Here is a 16,986-nt window from a genome sequence, read left to right as displayed (position 1 = left end):
ACGGCCGGGGAGCTGTTCCCGTTCCCGCCGCGGTTCAGCGGTCCTTGAGCGCCTGCTGGATCGTGCGCATCACTTCGTCGAGCGGCGCGTCCGTCCGCGCCACCGCGACCAGCACCTCGCCCTGGGACGCCACCGAGGCGGCCGGCTGCTTCGCGGGTTCGGCGCCCGCGATCCGGCCCGCGCCGATACCGGTCCCGAACGTGTCGCGGACGATCGAGAACGCGTGGTCGAGCTGGGCCTCCACATCGCCTTCGCCGCCCGCCCGCAGCCAGCGGCGCAGCACATGGTTGTGCGCGGTGACGACGGCGGACGCCGCGACCTCGGCGAGCAACGGGTCGTCGTTGCCGACATGGTGGTCGCGCTCGTCGAAATGGCCCAGCAGATAGCGCGTGAACAGCCGCTCGTAGCGGGCCACCGAGGCGATCTCGGCCTCGCGCAGCGTGGGGACCTCGCGGGTCAGCTTGTAGCGGGCCACGGAGACCGCGGGCTTGGCCGCGTACATCTTCATGACTTCCTTGATGCCGCGGCAGACGGTGTCGAGCGGGTGCTCGTGCGCGGGGGCCGCGTTGAGGACGGCCTCGGCCCTGACCAGGGTGTCGTCGTGGTCCGGGAAGATCGCCTCTTCCTTGGAGCGGAAGTGCCGGAAGAAGGTCCGCCGGGCGACTCCCGCGGCGCCCGCGATCTCGTCGACCGTTGTCGCCTCGTACCCCTTCGTGGCGAAGAGTTCCATCGCCGCGGCGGCCAGTTCGCGGCGCATTTTGAGCCGTTGGGCGGCGGCGCGGGTGCCTGCGGCACTCTCCTGGGCATCGGGCGCGGTGGAGACACGGGGGGACCTGGCGGGCTGGGACATGGTGTGAACGTACTGCATCGGCGCAGCGGAACGTGCCTGCGGGGGCGGGCCGCCCGACGGATCGAGCAGCCCTCCCCACCCGGCTCCCGGCTCAGCGCCGGGCATGTTCGCGGAAGCCGCGCCCCGTCTTGCGGCCGAGGCAGCCGGCGGCCACCAGGTGCTCCAGCAGCGGCGCCGGGGCCAGGCCCGGGTCCCGGAACTCGCTGTGCAGCACCTTCTCGATGGCGAGCGAGACATCGAGCCCGACGACGTCGAGGAGCTCGAACGGGCCCATCGGGTAGCCGCCGCCCAGCTTCATCGCGGCGTCGATGTCGTCGAGGCTCGCGTAGTGCTCCTCGACCATCTTGATCGCGTTGTTGAGGTACGGGAACAGCAGCGCGTTCACGATGAAGCCGGCCCGGTCCCCGCAGTCCACCGGGTGCTTGCGGACCTTGACGCACACCTCGCGGACGGTGGCGTGGACATCGTCGGCGGTGAGGACCGTACGGACCACCTCGACCAGCTTCATCGCGGGCGCCGGGTTGAAGAAGTGCATCCCGACCACGTCCTGCGGACGCGAGGTGGCCCGCGCGATCGCCACGACCGGCAGCGACGAGGTGGTGGTGGCGAGCACCGCACCCGGCTTGCAGACCTTGTCCAGCGTCCTGAACAGCTGCTGCTTGACCACCAGGTCCTCGGCGACCGCCTCGACCGCGAGATCGACGTCGGCGAAGGCGTCCGGCGAACCGGCCGCGGCGATCCGGGCCAGGGCCTCGTCCCGCGCCCCGGCCGTCAGCCGCCCCTTGGAGACGGAGCGCTCCAGCGACGTGGCGATCCGGCCCTTCGCCGCGTCCGCCTTCTCCTGGCTGCGAGCGACGAGCACCACGTCGTAGCCGGCCTTCGCGAAGACCTCGGCGATGCCCGAGGCCATCGTCCCCGAGCCCGCGACCCCCACCGACCGCACCGTGCGCCCATCGACCGCCGGGGAGCCGCCCCGCGGGGCGAGCGCGTCCGGCACCATGGTCTGGCTGCCGGGCTCCGCGTACGTGTAGAAGCCGCGGCCCGACTTGCGGCCGGTCAGTCCCGCCTCGCTGAGCTGCCTGAGGACGGGGGCCGGGGCGTGCAGCCGGTCGTGCGACGCGCAGTACATCGCCTCCAGGACCGTACGGGCGGTGTCGATCCCGATCAGGTCGAGCAGGGCGAGCGGCCCCATCGGCAGGCCGCAGCCCAGCCTCATCGCCGCGTCGATGTCCTCACGGGAGGCGTAGTTCGCCTCGTACATCGCGGCGGCCTGGTTGAGGTATCCGAACAGCAGCCCGTCGGCCACGAAGCCGGGCCGGTCACCCACCGCGACGGGCTCCTTGCCCAGGCTGCGGGCGAGCTCGGTGACCGCCGCGACGGCCGGCGGCGCGGTCAGCACCGAGGAGACCACCTCGACCAGCTTCATCGCGGGTGCCGGGTTGAAGAAGTGCAGGCCGAGCACGCGCTCGGGGCGCAGCGACTCGGCGGCCAGCCGGGTCACCGACAGGGCGTTGGTGCCGGTCGCCAGGATCGCGGTGGGGGAGACGATCGCGTCGAGATCCCGGAAGACCTGCTGCTTGATCTCGTACGACTCGGGCACGACCTCGATGACGAGCTCCGCCTCGGCGGCGGCCCGGAGGTCGTGGAAGGTGCGGAACCGGGCGAGGGCGTCGTTCCGTTCGCCCTCCGTGATCCGCCCGCGCCGCACGGCGCGGGCGGTCGCGGCCTCCAGGGCGGCGACGGCATGACGGGCGGCCGCGTCGTCGATGTCGATACCGATGACCTCGTGGCCGGCGCGGGCGAGGACCTCGGCGATGCCGGTACCCATGGTGCCGAGACCGACGACGGCGATGGTGCTGAGCGGGGTGTCCATCACGGGACTCCAGAGAATGAGTGACGACTGTGAGGAGGCACGGCGCGCCGAGAGATGAACCGGCGCAGGGCGTGCGGCACTTGCATGTCGTGGGGCTCAGGGCCGAGGCGCGACGAGTGCGCCCGGACCGGGGAGGGGCGACGGACTCTGTCCCGGAGTCACGTCTCGCAAAACTGCCGAACCGACAAGCACTCCGGGCGGCTGCGTCACCAGGCCACCGGAGCAGGCGGGGAGTGTGTCCCGCTCACATGAGCTTAACCGGTGGGTAACGAGCGCGCCAGCCCCGCGTTGCCGTGTGCCATGTCACACCCACCCTGTCTCTCGATACGCAGAGTCCCCGTCGATACGCTGACGGTCATGGACGAGGAGTTCCGGTCACTGGCGGACCGGCTTGCTGACGAGGCGGGGGAGTCGGCGGCGTACCGCAGACTGCTCGCCACCGACGACGACGAGGAACTGGCCCGCGTCCTCGTGGAACGCGAACGCCCGCTCTGGGCAAGGGAGATCGCCGCGTTCCGGCTCGGCTGCGCCGGAGACCGGCGGGCTTTCGAGGCGCTGGTCCTGCTGCTCAACCACCGCGATCCGGAGCGCTGTGTCTCCGCCGCACACGCCCTGGCGCGCCTCGGCGACCCGCGCACCCCCCGGGCAGCCGCCGCCCTGGCGACCAACACCCTGCGCACCGCGTACGCCCTCCATCCGGTCCGGCTCCTCACCGAGCTCCGGGCCCCGGAATCCGTACCGGCGCTGATGACCACCCTGGAACACCTGCTGGCTCCCGGCGATCCGCACTGGAGGGTGGCGCTCGCCTGCGTGGAAGGGCTCGGGCAGCTGGGCGACGAACAGGCCCGCCCGCTCCTGGAGGCGGCTCTGCCCCACCCACGACTGGGCGAAGCGGCGCGGGACGCGCTCGGCCGACTGCGGGGGCGGTGAGGGGGGACGCCCGTGCTCGGGCCGTGCCGGGCCCGGCTGGTCACGGTCCGGGCATGGCCGTCCGTCTGCCAGGGTGGTGCGGGCCGTCCGGGCGCGGGTGCGCGGGACGGCCCGCACGCGACCCCGGGGCGGGGCCGTGGGCGGTTGTCAGCCGCGGAAGCCGAGCAGGCCGTGCAGGATGCCGCCCCTGCCGGCGGAATCCGCTCGCCGAGGCGGGCTCGCGGCGGCCCTGCCGGTCAGCGGCTTCGGGTCGGGGGTCCTGGCGCAGACCGCGTCCGCGTCGCTCCGGCCGGCCCTGCCGCGCGGGACCGTGCCCTTGGCGAGATAGTCGGCCAGGTAGGTGTCCAGGCAGTCGTTGCCGCTCAGGGTGATGCCGTGATTGCCGCCGCCCTGTTCGACCACCAGGCTGGAGCCGCGCAGCTTGCGGTGCAATGTGACACCGCCCTCGTACGGCGTGGCCGCGTCCTCGGTGGCCTGGAAGAGCAGTACCGGCGGCAGGCTGTTGTTCGAGACCCGTACCGGGTTCAGCGGCTCCACCGGCCAGTCGGCGCATGGTGCGTTGTACCAGGTGTTGTTCCAGGTGAAGAAGGGCGCCTTGGCCCGCACGTTCCAGCTGTCGTTGCGCCAGGTGTTCCACTCGCGGGGCCACTGGGCGTCGCGGCACTGAACGGCCGAGTAGACCGAGTACCCGTTGTCGCCCTTCGCGTCTACCGCGCCGAACCTCGTGTACGCCTTCACGAGCGCGTCCTGGTCGTGGTCGTTCGTGTACGCGGCGAACGCCTCGGCCAGGTAGGGCCAGTAGCCGTTGTAGTAGCCGCCCGGCAGGAAGGTGTCCTCCAGCTCGCTCGCCCCGACCTTCCCGCCCGCCGGGTGTGCCTCGACGGCACCACGCATCGCGTACCAGGTGCGCTCGACCGCCGCGGGGTCGCTGCCGAGCCCGTACGTGGTGTCATGCTTCGCCACCCAGGCGGCGAACGCCTTGTGGCGGGCGTCGAAGGCGTAGTTCTGGCCGATGTTGTCGTCGTACCAGATCCCCTCCGGGTCGACGTTGGAATCGAGCACCAGCCGCCGCACCCGGTCCGGGAACAGCTTGGCGTACACCGCGCCGAGGTAGGTCCCGTAGGAGTACCCGAAGTAGTTGAGCTGCCGGGAGCCGGTCGCCCGGCGGATCACGTCGAGGTCCTTGGCGGCGCTGACGGTGTCCATGTGGGGCAGCAGATCCGGGTACTTCTCCCCGCATGCCTTCGCGAACGAGCGGGTCCGGTTCAGATTGGCCTCCTCGATGTCGGCCGAACCCGGCAGTGAATCGGGACGCAGTGGATCGAAGTACTTCGGTACGCAGTCCAGCGCGGGCTTGCTCTTCCCGACGCCCCGCGGGTCGAACCCGATCACGTCGTACTGCGCGGCAACCCGCTTCGGCAGCGAGGACGCGACGAACCCTGCCATCGAGAGGCCGCTGCCGCCGGGGCCGCCCGGGTTGACGAGCAGCGGGCCCTGGAAGGTCTTCGCGGTGTGCGGGACGCGGGACAGGGCGAGGGTGATCCGCCGACCCGACGGATCGTCATGATCGAGCGGCGTGCTGACCGATGAGCACTGCAGCCTCGGGTACGACTTGGTGCCGCAGTCGGTCCATGTGAGCTGGGCCGCGGCGCGCCGTGCGCCGGAGTCGGCGGTCGCTTGGGGCGGTGCGGCGGTCACCAGACCGGCGACCGTCGCACCGACGGCGAACAGAATTCCTGGACGTTTCGTCATATGGCCTCCCGTGGTGGGGGAAACACGGCTGCGCGTGGCGCAGCCCCCGCCGGATGCTCCCCGCATTCGCGTCCGGAAGGACCTGTTCTGATGAGAGTTGACCCGTTTGCCCTCGCCGGGTGTGCGAGGCCCCGCTCCGGACCCTGCGGGTCCGCTCCGGACTCCGGACCAGCCCCGGACACTCCGGGCCCGCCCCGGACACTCCGGGCCCTCGGCTCGGGGCCTGCCGGGTCAGAGCAGGGTCAGCTGGGTCGGCCTGGGGGCGTCGAGCGACGGCGGCCGGTCCCGGCGTACGGGCAGCCGGCGGCCCGAGCCGCGGTGCGAGGGGCCGATGCCGAACTCGGCAGCCAGCTCGTGGACGTGCCGTGTGATGCGCCGCTGGTACCACTTGGGCGCGTAGGCGCCCTCGGTGCACAGCCGCTCGTACCGCCGTACCAGGTGGGGATGGTGCTGCCCGAGCCACTGCATGTACCACTCCCGGGAGCCGGGCCGCAGATGGAGTACGAGCGGTGTCACCGAGGTCGCCCCGGCGGCGGCGATCGCCCGGACCGTGGCGCGCAACTGGTCCGGATGGTCGCCGAGGAACGGGATGACGGGCGCCATCGGCCACGCCGCAGTCGATGTCCTGAGAGCCCCATATCCGCTGCCTGGCTGGTGGCCGAGTATGGGGCTATCGGCGTTTCTAAGGGTTGTCCCGTAAATGATCTCCGAGCTGCCTCGGGTGTGCTTGGCTGTCGTGCGGGCCGCTGGTCTATCCGGCGAGGGCGAGGTTGTGCATCCGGGCAATGCCGAGCATGGCGTGGTGGACTCCGTCGCCTTTGAGGCGGCAGTCGCGGAGAATCTTCCAGGTCTTCATGCGTGCGAAGACGTGCTCGACGCGGGCGTGGACCTGCTTGTGAGACTTGTTGTGGGCCTGCTTCCAGTCGGGCAATTCCTCGCCCTTGCGGCGCCGGTGGGGCATCACGAGCCCGGTCCCCGGATAGCCCCCGTCGGCGATGGTCATGGTCGTGCCGACGGCGGCCTTCGCGCCGGACTCCTCCCATGCCTTGCAGTCGTTGCGGTTGCCGGGCAGGGGTTGGCCGATCACCACGACAAGGCAGGTGTCGGCATCGATGACGACCTGGTGGTTGGTCGAGTATCGGTAATTCTTGGACTGCTCCGCGACCGCGTGGTCCCGGGTCGGGACCAGGGTGCCGTCCACGATGAGCACGGTGTCCTTGGCGAACCGCTTGCGGGGCTGGAGCGCGAGCATCGGCCCGAGGTGGTCGATCACGCGGTCCGCTGCCGACTTGGACACCCCGAAGAGCGGGGCGAGCTGGCGCAGCGTCAAGTTCGTACGCCAGTAAGCCGCGACCAGCAGAGCCCTGTCCTCCAGCGGAAGGCTCCAGGGCCGGCCCCTGCGGACCGCATCCGCACCCTGGTGCCGCAGTACGGTCACCAGCTTGCCGAACAGTCGAGGGCTCAGCCCGGTGAACGGGGCTATCCAGGACGGCTCTGACGCCGTGATCACACCAACCACACCGAGATCATCTCCTGTGGTGGAGTGGCTTCGCGCGATGTCCCGCGGAATCTGGTGGCGCGAGACGGCTCTGGCGCCAAGAATCGCCGGATGCATGAAGTGAAGCTGTCCGACGGGATCATCACTCTCTCCCCCCTGCGCTTGGACGATGCGGAGGCACACCTCGCAGGAGAGGATGAGCTGCTCGTTCGCTATCTCAACGGCGGTCCTGGCACGCGCAAGGGCGTCGAAGCGTACTTCTGGCACTGCCGGGAACAGTGGGACGCTGCCGGGCCGCTCCGCGCGTTCGGCATCCGAGTAGGCGCCGACGAGACGCTCGCGGGGACGATCGACCTGCGGTTCGAGGGAGAGGGTCTGACTCCCGGCCAGGTGAATGTCGCGTACGGCCTCTATCCGTCCTGGAGGGGGCGTGGCCTGGCTACGCGCGCGGTCCTGCTGGTGTCCCAGTACGCGTCGAGTGAGGGCGGGCAGGCGGCGGTGATTCAGGTAGATCCGGAGAATCGCGCATCTGCCGCAGTCGCGCGGCAGGCAGGATTCGCCCTCAGCAAGCAGACGCGAAGCAAGGACGGCACACGACTCGACTGGTACCTACGGGACCTGCGCGTCGATCCTCAGTGACGCCCCTGCTGTCCCCAAGCCAGCACGAGGGCGCCTGGCGACGTGTGAAGCGATTACGGGACAGCCCTTAGGTTACTTGCGACCACTGCTATTCGAAGTCGTCATAGTCCGGGTCGTTGGTCATCGCGAGAACCGCGTTACCGTGACTGATGAGCGAACTGGTTTCCGCAGCGGCGCAGCTTCCGCAGAATTCTCCGTCGCCGTATCGGTCGTCATGGTTGTCCGGGTCTCCGTTGAACTCCCCGTTGTATTCATTTCGTGCGTCTTCGATCTCAAACGTCGTTCCGCACTCGACACATTTCGCCATGCCGGTATGTTAGCCGCTGGCTGGTACTGGGCTTGTCTGTGTTGGCAAACGAAAATTGACCCTAAACACCGGCTCTGGAAAACCAAGCTCTTTGACCTGTATCTTCGGCAAATGGGGCCTTTGCGTCCGTGTGTGCTATAGCGAACTGATGTGCTGCTCGGCTACGCTGCCGGATGCTCAGTGAGTATGGCCGCGACTTCAGGCACGTCCGCGAATTCCTGCAAGCGGCTGAGGATTACCCGGACGCGCTCTGCCACTCTTTCCGGCGGTGTGTCAGGTCCCAGGATGATGACGCGTTCCGCTACGGCAGCCGCCTCTTCCGGCTCATTGGCGTCGGTCAGCGCAACGGCCAACCATGAGAGATAGAGGGCCATTTCCCTGATGTGCGTGGCGTCGTATTCGCTGAGGGCACTTCGCAGCAATGGGGCAGCGCGCAAGGGGCGGTGCAAGTCCGTGTAGACACGCGATTCCATGACCTTGAGTTCGCCAGCGTCGACCCAATAGAGGTAGGCCGGTGACTCAGCGCCTTCGCTGTCGGCGCTGAGAGCTTCCCCGGCTTCCCCCAGGGTCCGCATGGCGGCCTGCCCGTTGGCTACGCCCCCGGCTTTCGTGTGAGCCCATGCCACTCGGTCCAGAGCTTGCCGCCGCCAAGGCGCCGTGCGAAGGTCGAGAGTGTGACGGCGGTGGCCAAGGCGGTGGGAGTTGTACCGGGCGCTTGCCGACACGGAGTGATCCGGACCCGTCCCGAGAGACCGTTCACCGATGGGTGGGCGGTCTCTCTCGTGTCCGGGCGCTGACGTTACGAACGCTTGGGCGCCGCACCGTTCCAGAGTTCCTCGCCATGCTCGCTGAACCGGTCGAACATGCCACCGTCGCCCCGCTTGTGGAGGTGGAGGAGCGGGGAATCGTGGCCGACCAGTCGGGCGAGGTGGGGGGTCACGAGTGCGTCGGCATCGAAGCGGAACACCGACAGACTCACGTGGTTGATCGCATCTTCTGGGGCGCTGAAGCGTGTCTCAAGACCCTTCAGCGGGCCGAGACGGTCAAGGTGCTCCAGAGTGATGCGGATGCGTGTGGAGACAGTCAAGGCTACGTCCTCGATGCTTTCCCGTTGACGGGTCACGTCGCCGTCGGGGTTGCCCAGCAGGAAGCGGACGCGACACCCGGAAGCGACCTTCCGGCGCAGCATGTCAGGGAACGCGGGAACCTGGGTCCACAGGAAGTAGTTGGTGTATCCGGCGAAGAACAGGTCTGTGGTGGCATCGCTGATCAAATCGCTCCACACCGTCGACGGGCACGCGGAACGGTAGGGGTAGCTGTGGACTAGTTCGCGGTCGTGGCCGCTCTTGATGCGGTCCTTGACTACTTGCGGCCAGATCATTTCCTCGTCCACTCCCAACGCCCGAGAGGCGTCATCGCGGTTCCGTGCGTGGGGCGTCAGCTCGGCATCCGCTAGCCATCGCTCGATCGTCTTGCCAGTCACACCAATATGCACGGCAAGCTGACGCGTGCTGACACCGGCATCCGCCATAGCTGATCGTAGGGCAGAGTTCAAGAGGTCCCCCATGGACGTTTGGGCCTTTCTGTGACCGTAGCGAAGAACGGCCCAACTGTCGTTCGTTCGGAGTGGATACGTCCATGAGGGCGCGCCACGATCGCGCAATGAGTGAACCGACGAGATATCAGACGGGCGCGTTGGAACTGCCGTTGCGTATGGAGTTGGAGCCGACCCCGGTGGAGGGGTGTCCGGGCTGCATCGAACTTGCGAACGTGCGGGACCGTGCGCGCACCGGGGGCGACATGACCACCGTGTCCGACTGCAACGTCTACATGCGGCGCCATCCGGAGGGGCACCAGTGAGCACGCGCGCTGTCTATCGGTACGTGCCCCACACGATCCGGCATGTTCCGGAGGGTGGGGTGACGTATGAGGTGTTCTGCGTCGCCGTGGGGTGTGGGGAGGAGTCCGGGCCGCAAGGTGAGCATGAGGTATCGCAGGATTGGGCGCTGCGTCATATGGGGCTCACCGGGCATGACACGTTCCGCCGTGTCTTCACCGATCATGCGCGCGTGACCCGCGCCGAGTAACGCTCGCCTCACGGAGGGAAGTGCCACATTTCCCGGTGGCGCAGGGGCGAAGCGCTTCCGTTGTGAGACCCTGCACTAAGGGCAGGCATGCGTGCAGCCCCGGTACGGGTTGACCGTCCACTCGAACGGCATCCGCGAGGCGCGGGGTACCCGGTTAACGATCGAGCGGGCCCGGATCTCATGGAAGGTGATTCCCCGGAATTCGGGCGTGTCGAAGGTGCGCGTGGTCACCGCGTCGGCGGTGAAGGGCGCGCCGGCCGCGGTGTGGGCGGGAGCGGTGGGGTTGTCGACCGGATTGCCCCGGCGCATGGACACCTCCGCGGTAGCACTGCAGAGACAATGGAACACGTGTCCCCTTGATCGTTTTCTCCCCTTCGTCCCGGCCCGGATTTTGAGCGGCGTCCCGGAGATGGTTGGCTCAGCACACCCCCGAACAACCGAGTGGTGGAGGAACAGCCATGGCGCAGGTCGAGGCCACGACAGAGCGAGTCATCGCGGCGGACGCGGAGACGGTGTTCGACGCGCTGGCCGATTACGCGGAGACCCGGGGCAAGGTGCTGCCCGGACAGTTCAGCGAGTACGAGGTGCGTGAGGGCGGTGACGGCGAGGGAACCCTCGTCCACTGGAAGCTCCAGGCCACCAGCAAGCGCGTGCGCGACTGTCTGCTGGAGGTCACCGAGCCCACCGACGGCCAGCTCGTGGAGAAGGACCGCAACTCCTCGATGGTCACCACCTGGACCGTCACCCCGGCCGGTGAAGGCAGGTCGAAGACGGTCGTTTCGACCGTCTGGAACGGTGCCGGCGGCATCGGCGGATTCTTCGAGAAGACCTTTGCCCCCAAGGGACTTGGCCGGATCTACGACGCACTGCTGCAGAACCTCGCCGCCGAGGTCGAGAAGTAGCTCCGTGCCACCTTGACCGGCCTCACCGGTTCGGGTGGTCTTCTCGGCCCGCCGGGTGTGCGCCGTAGCGGCTCTCACCGGCGGATTAAGCCCCCCGAGTGCGCCGTCAGCGCCCCCCGTCGCGTTTGCCCTTGCTCGTTGCCCGGTGCGAGAAATGGGCGGCGCAGATGCGACGAGGGGAGCGGCACGTGGTGGGTGGGATCACTCTGTTGGAGGACGAGCCGGACGGTACGGGGGCCGCCGAGGCGGCGACCACGCTGCCGATACCGCCGGTCCCCGCCGCGGAGGGACCCGCCTCCGCCCCGTCCCCCGTACCGGAGACCAGCCCCCGCCGCATCCGGCTGGTCTTCCTCGGGCTGATGCTGACGCTGCTGCTCGCGGCCCTCGATCAGATGATCGTCGCCACCGCGCTGCCGAAGATCGTCGGTGAGCTGCACGGCCTGGAGAAAATGTCCTGGGCCGTCACCGCGTACCTCCTCGCCTCCACCATCGGACTGCCGATCTACGGCAAACTCGGCGACCTCTTCGGCCGCAAGGGCGTCTTCCAGTTCGCGATCGTCGTCTTCGTCGTCGGCTCCGCGCTGGCCGGCTGGTCCCGCACCATGGACGAACTGATCGCCTTCCGTGCTGTCCAGGGCATCGGCGGCGGCGGACTCATGATCGGTGTCCAGGCGATCATCGCGGATGTCGTGCCGCCCCGGGAACGCGGCCGGTTCATGGGGCTCATCGGGGCCGCCTTCGGTCTCGCCTCCGTCGCCGGTCCGCTGCTCGGCGGCTTCTTCACCGACCACGCCTCGTGGCGCTGGTGCTTTTACATCAACGTCCCGTTCGGTCTGATCACCCTCGCCGTCATCACCGTCGTCCTGAAGCTTCCCCGGCCCACCGTCCGGCCCCGCCTCGACATCCTCGGCGCGCTGCTGCTCGCGGCCGCCTCCACCTGTCTGGTGCTGCTGACCAGCTGGGGCGGTACGGAGTACGCCTGGGGATCGCGCACCATCCTCGGCCTCGCCGCCGGGGCCGCCGGAACAGCCCTGCTGTTCCTCGTCGTCGAGAACCGGGCAGCCGAACCGATCATCCCGCTGCGGCTGTTCCGTGACTCGATCTTCAACGTCACCGCGCTGGTCGGCGCGGTCGTCGGGGTCGGGCTGTTCGGTGCCGCCAGCTATCTGCCGACCTTCCTGCAGATGGTCGACGGCGCCACGGCGACGGAGTCCGGGCTGCTGATGCTCCCGATGATGGGCGGCATCGTCGTGGCGTCCGTCGTCTCCGGTCAGTTGATCTCCCGCACCGGCCGCTACCGCCTCCACCCGATTCTCGGCGGCGCCTTCTCGGTCGTCGGCATGTGGCTGCTCTCCCGGCTGGGCACCGATACCCCGCGCTTCGAATACAGCATCGCGCAGGCCGTGCTCGGCATCGGGATCGGCCTGGTCATGCCGGTACTGGTGCTCGCCGTGCAGAACTCCGTGCAGCCCGCCGACCTCGGCGCCGCCACCAGTGCCAACAACTACTTCCGGCAGATCGGCGGCAGCGTCGGTGCCGCCGTCTTCGGGACGCTCTTCGCCGGCCGGCTCGCGGACGCGCTCGCCGTCCGCCTGCCGTCCGGCGCCGACCTCCCCGACCCCGAGTCGATCACCCCGCAGCTGGTCCATGCCATGGAGCCCGCGCTGCGCGACAGTTATGTCCAGGCGTACGCCGACGCGATGCCGCGGATCTTCCTCTACCTCGTGCCGGTGCTCGCGCTCGGCCTGTTCTTCGCCTTCTTCCTCAAGGAGAAACCGCTGGTGTCCCACCACAGCCCCGAAACCGCCGCCGAGTCCGCACCGGTCCCCGCCGCCCGCTCCGCCGCTCCGCCGCCGCCCGTGTATCTGTCCGGTGTGCCGGTGTGCGGCAGCGTCCAGCACCCCGACGGCACGAAGGTCCCGCGCGCCGCCCTCACCCTCATCGACGTCCAGGGACAGCAGGTCGGGCGGGGTGCGAGCGGGGACGACGGACGGTACGCGCTGAGCGTGCCCGGCGCCGGCTCGTACGTCCTCATCGCCGCGGCCGGCGGCCACCAGCCGCAGGCCGTCAGCGTCACCGTGGGCGAACGGCCCATCGAGCTCGACGTGGTGCTCGGCGGTGCCGGGCGTCTGGCCGGGACCGTCGTCACCGCCGACGGCATCCCGGTGCGCGATGCCGCCGTCACTCTCACCGATGTGCGCGGCGAAGTCGTCGCGTCCACCCGCAGCGGCCGCGAAGGCGGCTACGTGATCACGGAGTTGGTGGCGGGCGAGTACACCCTCGCCGCCAGCGCCCCCGCCTTCCGGCCGGCCGCGCTGCCGGTGAGCGTGCAGGCCGCCAGGGAGACCCGGCAGGACATCGAGCTCGCCGGCGGTGCGGTGCTGCGCGGTGTGGTGCGGGCGAGCGGTGGCCGGCCCGTCGAGGACGCCCGGGTCACGCTCCTGGACGCGGCGGGCAACGTCGTCGACACGCTGACCACCGGGCCCGACGGCGCGTTCCGGTTCGTGGACCTGTCCACCGGCGAGTACACGGTGATCGCCGCCGGGTATCCGCCGGTGGCCACCGTCCTTCAGGTCGCGGGCGGCGGGCGGACCGAACGCGATCTCCAACTGGGGCACGAGGACTGACCGTTTTCCGCCGGATCGGCGGGCCGGCCGGTGGCTGCACCGGTCGGCCGGGCGCCACGCGGCGCCCGGCCGTGCGCGGCCGGGCGCGCCGGGCGCACCACCCCCTGGAGCGATTCCGCCGATGCCCGGCGAACGCCGGACCCGGGGCCGTACCGTGGAGTCACGTACCGCAGAACGTCGCGGTGGGGAAGGAGCCTTCCACCCATGGATCTCGGTGTGCCGCCGCAGAGGACACCACAGCCGCGCGGAGCCGCTGCGGGCCGCGTGCCGCTGGCCGTGGTGGTGGTCGACGCGGACGGGCTCGTCTCGCACTGGTCGACCGGCGCGAGACGGCTCTTCGGCCTCACCAGACAGCAGGCGGTCGGCTGTCCGGCCGGTGAACTCCTGCCGGTGTCGGGGGCGTTGCGGCAGCCGGGCGGAATCGAGGACGACGGGGACCGCGGTGGGTTCGGCCCCGAGCCCGACGGTTCGCCCAGCGGGACCGTCGCCTACCCGGCGGCGGGCCGGGCCCGGGTCGACGAACCCGGGGGCGGCAGGATCGACGTCCTGTGGTGGGCCTATCCGCTGGCCGGACCGGGGTCCGGGCGGTTGCTCGTGCTCGCCGCGGACGCCGCGCGGGTCCGGGAGGGCGACCGGCGCGAGGGCCCGGACACCGAGACGATCGCCCCCGGCTTCGCGCTGCACACCGACTTCCCCGGCTACCAGGAGCTGGCTGGCCGGCTGCCCGAGATCCTGCCCAGCATGAGCGTCCACGAGGCGACCGGAATCGTCTCCCAGGTGCTCGAACTCGGCTACCCCGTCCTGGAGTTCAGCCACTGCGACCAGATCCCGGTCACCCCCGACTGGGGAGTGCCGCGACATGCCGCCCGCCGCCCGGCCGAGACCTTTCGGAACGACGGCGCAGGCTCGCACACACCTCTCGCCGTCCCCCGCCCCGAGCTCGACCTCGAGTACGCGGCGGTTCGCGAACGGCTGGAATTCCTCAACGAGGTGAGCGGCCGCATCGGCACCTCGCTCGACCTGGAACGCACCATCCGCGAGGTCACCAGCGCCGCCGTACCCCGCTTCACCGACTTCGCCGGTACGCATCTGCGCGCCGCGGTGCTGGCCGGCGAGGGCTTCCCGGACGGGCCGCCCGACGTCACCACCGTCTGGCACCGGGTCTGGGTCGAGCACAACGACGAACCGGGCCGCTGGGACGACACCGTCCCGGTCGGCGAGTCCATCGCCTTCCCCGAGCACACTCCGTTCTTCCAGTGCATGGTCACCGGCGAGCCCGTCCTCATCCCGTACGTCGGCGAAGAGATGAGCAACCGGATCTCGGGCGAGTTCGAGAAACGCGACCTGCGCCCGCTGATCACCCACCGCTCCCTGCTGATCGTGCCGCTCAAGGCGCGGGACGTGGTCCTCGGCTTCATGGTCCTGATGCGCCGCCCCGGCCGTGAGCCCTTCGACGACATGGACCGCACCACCGGCGCCGAACTCGCCGCCCGAGCCGGGCTCGTACTCGACAACGCCCGCATGTACACCTACCAGGAGAACGTGGCGGAGACCCTCCAGGACAGCATGCTGCCCCAGGTCGAACCACGGATGGCCGGCTGCGACATCGCCACCCGGTACCTGCCCGGTGCCCGGCTCGGAAGGATCGGCGGCGACTGGTTCGACTCGGTGAAACTGCCCGGCTCCCGCACCGCGCTCGTCGTCGGTGACGTCATGGGGCACGGCCTCAACTCCGCAGCAATGATGGGGCAGTTGCGAACGGCGGTGCTGACCATGGCCACCATGGAGATGCCGCCCTCCCAACTGCTGCGCAACCTCGACGACCTGGCGCAGCGTCTCGGCGAGCAGTATCTGGCGACCTGCCTCTACGCCGTCTACGACCCGATCCGTTCCGAGGTCCAGATCGCCAACGCCGGGCACATCCCGCCCGTACTGGTCCACGCCGAGGACGGCCGGGCCGACCTCCTGGACCTGCCCACCGGTGCCCCCATCGGCGTCGGCGGCGTCGCCTTCCGGACCGCGACCGTACGGGTGCGGCCCGGCGACCGTCTCGTCCTGTGCACCGACGGTCTCGTCGAGGTCCGCGGCCAGGACATCGGCGCCGGGCTCGCCGCGCTCTGCGCCTCCGCGGCGCACCCCGCCGCCTCGATGGACCACGCCTGCGACACGATCATCCGCGCCCTCAACCCGAGCGGTGGCCGCAAGGACGACGTGGCGCTGCTCATGGCCCGGCTGAACGGCATCCCCGACGACGACGTCGCCGAATGGCAACTGGCCCTGGATCCCAGGGAGGTGGCCCGGTCGAGGCGTCTGGTGCGAGGCAAGCTCCTCGACTGGGACCTGCCCGCCGCGGTGGAGGCCGCCGAGCTGATGGTCAGCGAGCTCGTCACCAACGCCGTGAAGCACGGCCGTACCCGCCACATCGGACTCCGCCTGGTCCGCACCCAAGCCCTGCTCTGCGAGGTCAGCGACGACGAACCCGCCCCGGCCACGCTGCTCGACGCCTCCTCCCACGACGAGTCCGGCCGGGGACTGCTGGTGGTGAGCAGCCTCGCCCGCACCTGGGGCACCAGCACCACGGCACGCGGCAAGACCGTCTGGTTCGAGCAGGCACTCGGCCCTGTCCCGCACCCCCGTCCGCACACCTGGTGAAAGGCGCCGCCGCAGAGGCGGACGCTGTACGCGGTCTTGCCGCGGCCGTCCCGGGACGGTAGTCCGTACCTGAGCAAGTCGCCTCGGGGAAAACGGACTTGGGAGTGATCGTGGGTGTGTCGCAGCGGTACCGATCGGCGTGGGAGGGCTTCTGGTCCGCCACCTCGGACACCCCCGGTGAGGCGATCTGGGACGCCGACCCATCCCTGAGCTCCGTCCCCCACGGTGAGCTGCTCCTGCCGCACGCCGACGCCTCGCTGCCCGTCGCCGACCTCGGCTGCGGGAACGGCACCCAGACCCGCTATCTCGCCACCCGCTTCGTCCAAGGGATCGGGGTGGACCTCTCGCACGCCGCGATCGCGCACGCACGCCGGGCGGATCCCGACGGGGTCGCCGAGTACGCCCAGCTCGACCTGGCCGACCCGGAGGCCGTCGCGGCGCTGCACGAGCGGATCGGCGACACCAACGTGTACATGCGCGCGGTGATCCACCAGAGCGAGGCCGAGGCCAGGCCCGCCGTCGCCGCAGCGGTCGCGACGCTGGTCGGGGAGCGGGGCCGGGCCTTCGTCGCCGAGCTCACCCCGGCTTCCAAGGCGGTGCTCCAGCAGGTGGCGCAGGGCCCGGACGGGCCTCCCGAGAAGCTGCGCCGGGTCCTGGACCACGGACTCAAACCGGCGAGCGCCACGGAGGAGGAGGTGCCCCGGCTGCTGCGGGCGGCCGGTCTGACCACGCTGGCGAGCGGGGAAACCGCCCTGGCCCAGACCGAGCGGCTGCCCGACGGAACGCGTGTCGAGCTGCCCGCCCGCTGGTTCGTCCTGGCCGGCGCACCCGCGGGGGACTGACGGCCAGGGCCCCTCGTGCGGATCGGG

At 70.1% G+C, this 16,986-nt stretch carries 13 protein-coding genes and 2 pseudogenes; 7 read left to right on the top strand and 8 right to left on the bottom strand.

Annotation, left to right across the window (positions count from 1 at the left end):
- Positions 1–34: 34 nt before the first annotated feature.
- Both ACFVT1_RS22930 and ACFVT1_RS22925 read right to left on the bottom strand, forming a co-directional pair.
- Positions 35–850 carry a TetR family transcriptional regulator gene (locus tag ACFVT1_RS22930; RefSeq protein ID WP_389798339.1) on the bottom strand — a complete coding sequence of 272 codons (816 nt, stop codon included), beginning with the start codon at positions 848–850 and terminating at the stop codon, positions 35–37.
- Between the two features lie 91 nt (positions 851–941).
- The gene (locus ACFVT1_RS22925; protein WP_389798337.1) at positions 942–2,723 is read right to left on the bottom strand and encodes a 3-hydroxyacyl-CoA dehydrogenase family protein; all 1,782 of its coding nucleotides are present in this window, start codon (positions 2,721–2,723) and stop codon (positions 942–944) included.
- Between the two features lie 357 nt (positions 2,724–3,080).
- Here ACFVT1_RS22925 and ACFVT1_RS22920 point away from each other — a divergent pair, with 357 nt between their 5' ends.
- Positions 3,081–3,653, top strand: coding sequence for an adenylosuccinate lyase (locus ACFVT1_RS22920; protein ID WP_389798336.1), 573 nt, complete (start codon positions 3,081–3,083; stop codon positions 3,651–3,653).
- Between the two features lie 147 nt (positions 3,654–3,800).
- Here ACFVT1_RS22920 and ACFVT1_RS22915 read toward each other — a convergent pair whose 3' ends face one another.
- The 3 genes and pseudogenes from ACFVT1_RS22915 to ACFVT1_RS22905 form a co-directional block, all read right to left on the bottom strand.
- A complete protein-coding gene (locus ACFVT1_RS22915) occupies positions 3,801–5,405 on the bottom strand; it encodes an alpha/beta hydrolase (protein WP_389798334.1) in 1,605 nt (534 codons plus the stop codon).
- Between the two features lie 231 nt (positions 5,406–5,636).
- Positions 5,637–6,027: pseudogene (locus tag ACFVT1_RS22910) on the bottom strand (radical SAM protein); the annotation flags it as partial.
- 129 nt (positions 6,028–6,156) lie between these two features.
- A complete protein-coding gene (locus tag ACFVT1_RS22905; RefSeq protein ID WP_389798332.1) occupies positions 6,157–6,924 on the bottom strand; it encodes a transposase in 768 nt (255 codons plus the stop codon).
- A gap of 90 nt (positions 6,925–7,014) precedes the next feature.
- Here ACFVT1_RS22905 and ACFVT1_RS22900 point away from each other — a divergent pair, with 90 nt between their 5' ends.
- Positions 7,015–7,542, top strand: coding sequence for a GNAT family N-acetyltransferase (locus ACFVT1_RS22900; protein ID WP_389798330.1), 528 nt, complete (start codon positions 7,015–7,017; stop codon positions 7,540–7,542).
- Positions 7,543–7,630: 88 nt separating this feature from the next.
- Here the strand turns inward: ACFVT1_RS22900 and ACFVT1_RS22895 are convergent, their stop codons facing one another.
- On the bottom strand, positions 7,631–7,849 hold the full coding sequence (locus ACFVT1_RS22895) for a hypothetical protein (protein WP_389798327.1): 219 nt from the start codon (positions 7,847–7,849) through the stop codon (positions 7,631–7,633).
- Positions 7,850–8,648: 799 nt separating this feature from the next.
- On the bottom strand, positions 8,649–9,380 hold the full coding sequence (locus tag ACFVT1_RS22890) for an XRE family transcriptional regulator (protein ID WP_389798325.1): 732 nt from the start codon (positions 9,378–9,380) through the stop codon (positions 8,649–8,651).
- Between the two features lie 131 nt (positions 9,381–9,511).
- On the opposite strand from ACFVT1_RS22890, the gene ACFVT1_RS22885 reads away from it, so the two are divergent.
- Positions 9,512–9,709, top strand: a complete 198-nt coding sequence (locus ACFVT1_RS22885; protein ID WP_389798323.1) for a hypothetical protein — start codon at positions 9,512–9,514, stop codon at positions 9,707–9,709.
- Between the two features lie 308 nt (positions 9,710–10,017).
- Here ACFVT1_RS22885 and ACFVT1_RS22880 read toward each other — a convergent pair.
- A pseudogene (locus tag ACFVT1_RS22880) lies at positions 10,018–10,245 on the bottom strand (radical SAM protein); the annotation flags it as partial.
- A gap of 149 nt (positions 10,246–10,394) precedes the next feature.
- On the opposite strand from ACFVT1_RS22880, the gene ACFVT1_RS22875 reads away from it, so the two are divergent.
- The 4 genes from ACFVT1_RS22875 to ACFVT1_RS22860 all read left to right on the top strand — a co-directional run bounded on the left by ACFVT1_RS22875 (position 10,395) and on the right by ACFVT1_RS22860 (position 16,959).
- On the top strand, positions 10,395–10,838 hold the full coding sequence (locus ACFVT1_RS22875) for an SRPBCC family protein (RefSeq protein WP_362196886.1): 444 nt from the start codon (positions 10,395–10,397) through the stop codon (positions 10,836–10,838).
- Between the two features lie 188 nt (positions 10,839–11,026).
- Positions 11,027–13,465 (top strand): MFS transporter, encoded by a 2,439-nt coding sequence (locus ACFVT1_RS22870; RefSeq protein ID WP_389798320.1) that lies wholly within the window; start codon positions 11,027–11,029, stop codon positions 13,463–13,465.
- A 204-nt stretch (positions 13,466–13,669) separates the two neighbouring features.
- Positions 13,670–16,117, top strand: a complete 2,448-nt coding sequence (locus tag ACFVT1_RS22865; RefSeq protein WP_389798318.1) for a SpoIIE family protein phosphatase — start codon at positions 13,670–13,672, stop codon at positions 16,115–16,117.
- Between the two features lie 110 nt (positions 16,118–16,227).
- The gene (locus ACFVT1_RS22860; protein WP_389798467.1) at positions 16,228–16,959 is read left to right on the top strand and encodes a methyltransferase domain-containing protein; all 732 of its coding nucleotides are present in this window, start codon (positions 16,228–16,230) and stop codon (positions 16,957–16,959) included.
- Positions 16,960–16,986: the final 27 nt, after the last annotated feature.

The sequence above is a fragment of the Streptomyces sp. NPDC057963 genome, assembly GCF_042887155.1.
Lineage (GTDB): Bacteria > Actinomycetota > Actinomycetes > Streptomycetales > Streptomycetaceae > Streptomyces.
The sequence above is the reverse complement of the archived record's forward strand: the minus strand, read 5'-3'. Positions and strand labels throughout refer to the sequence as shown.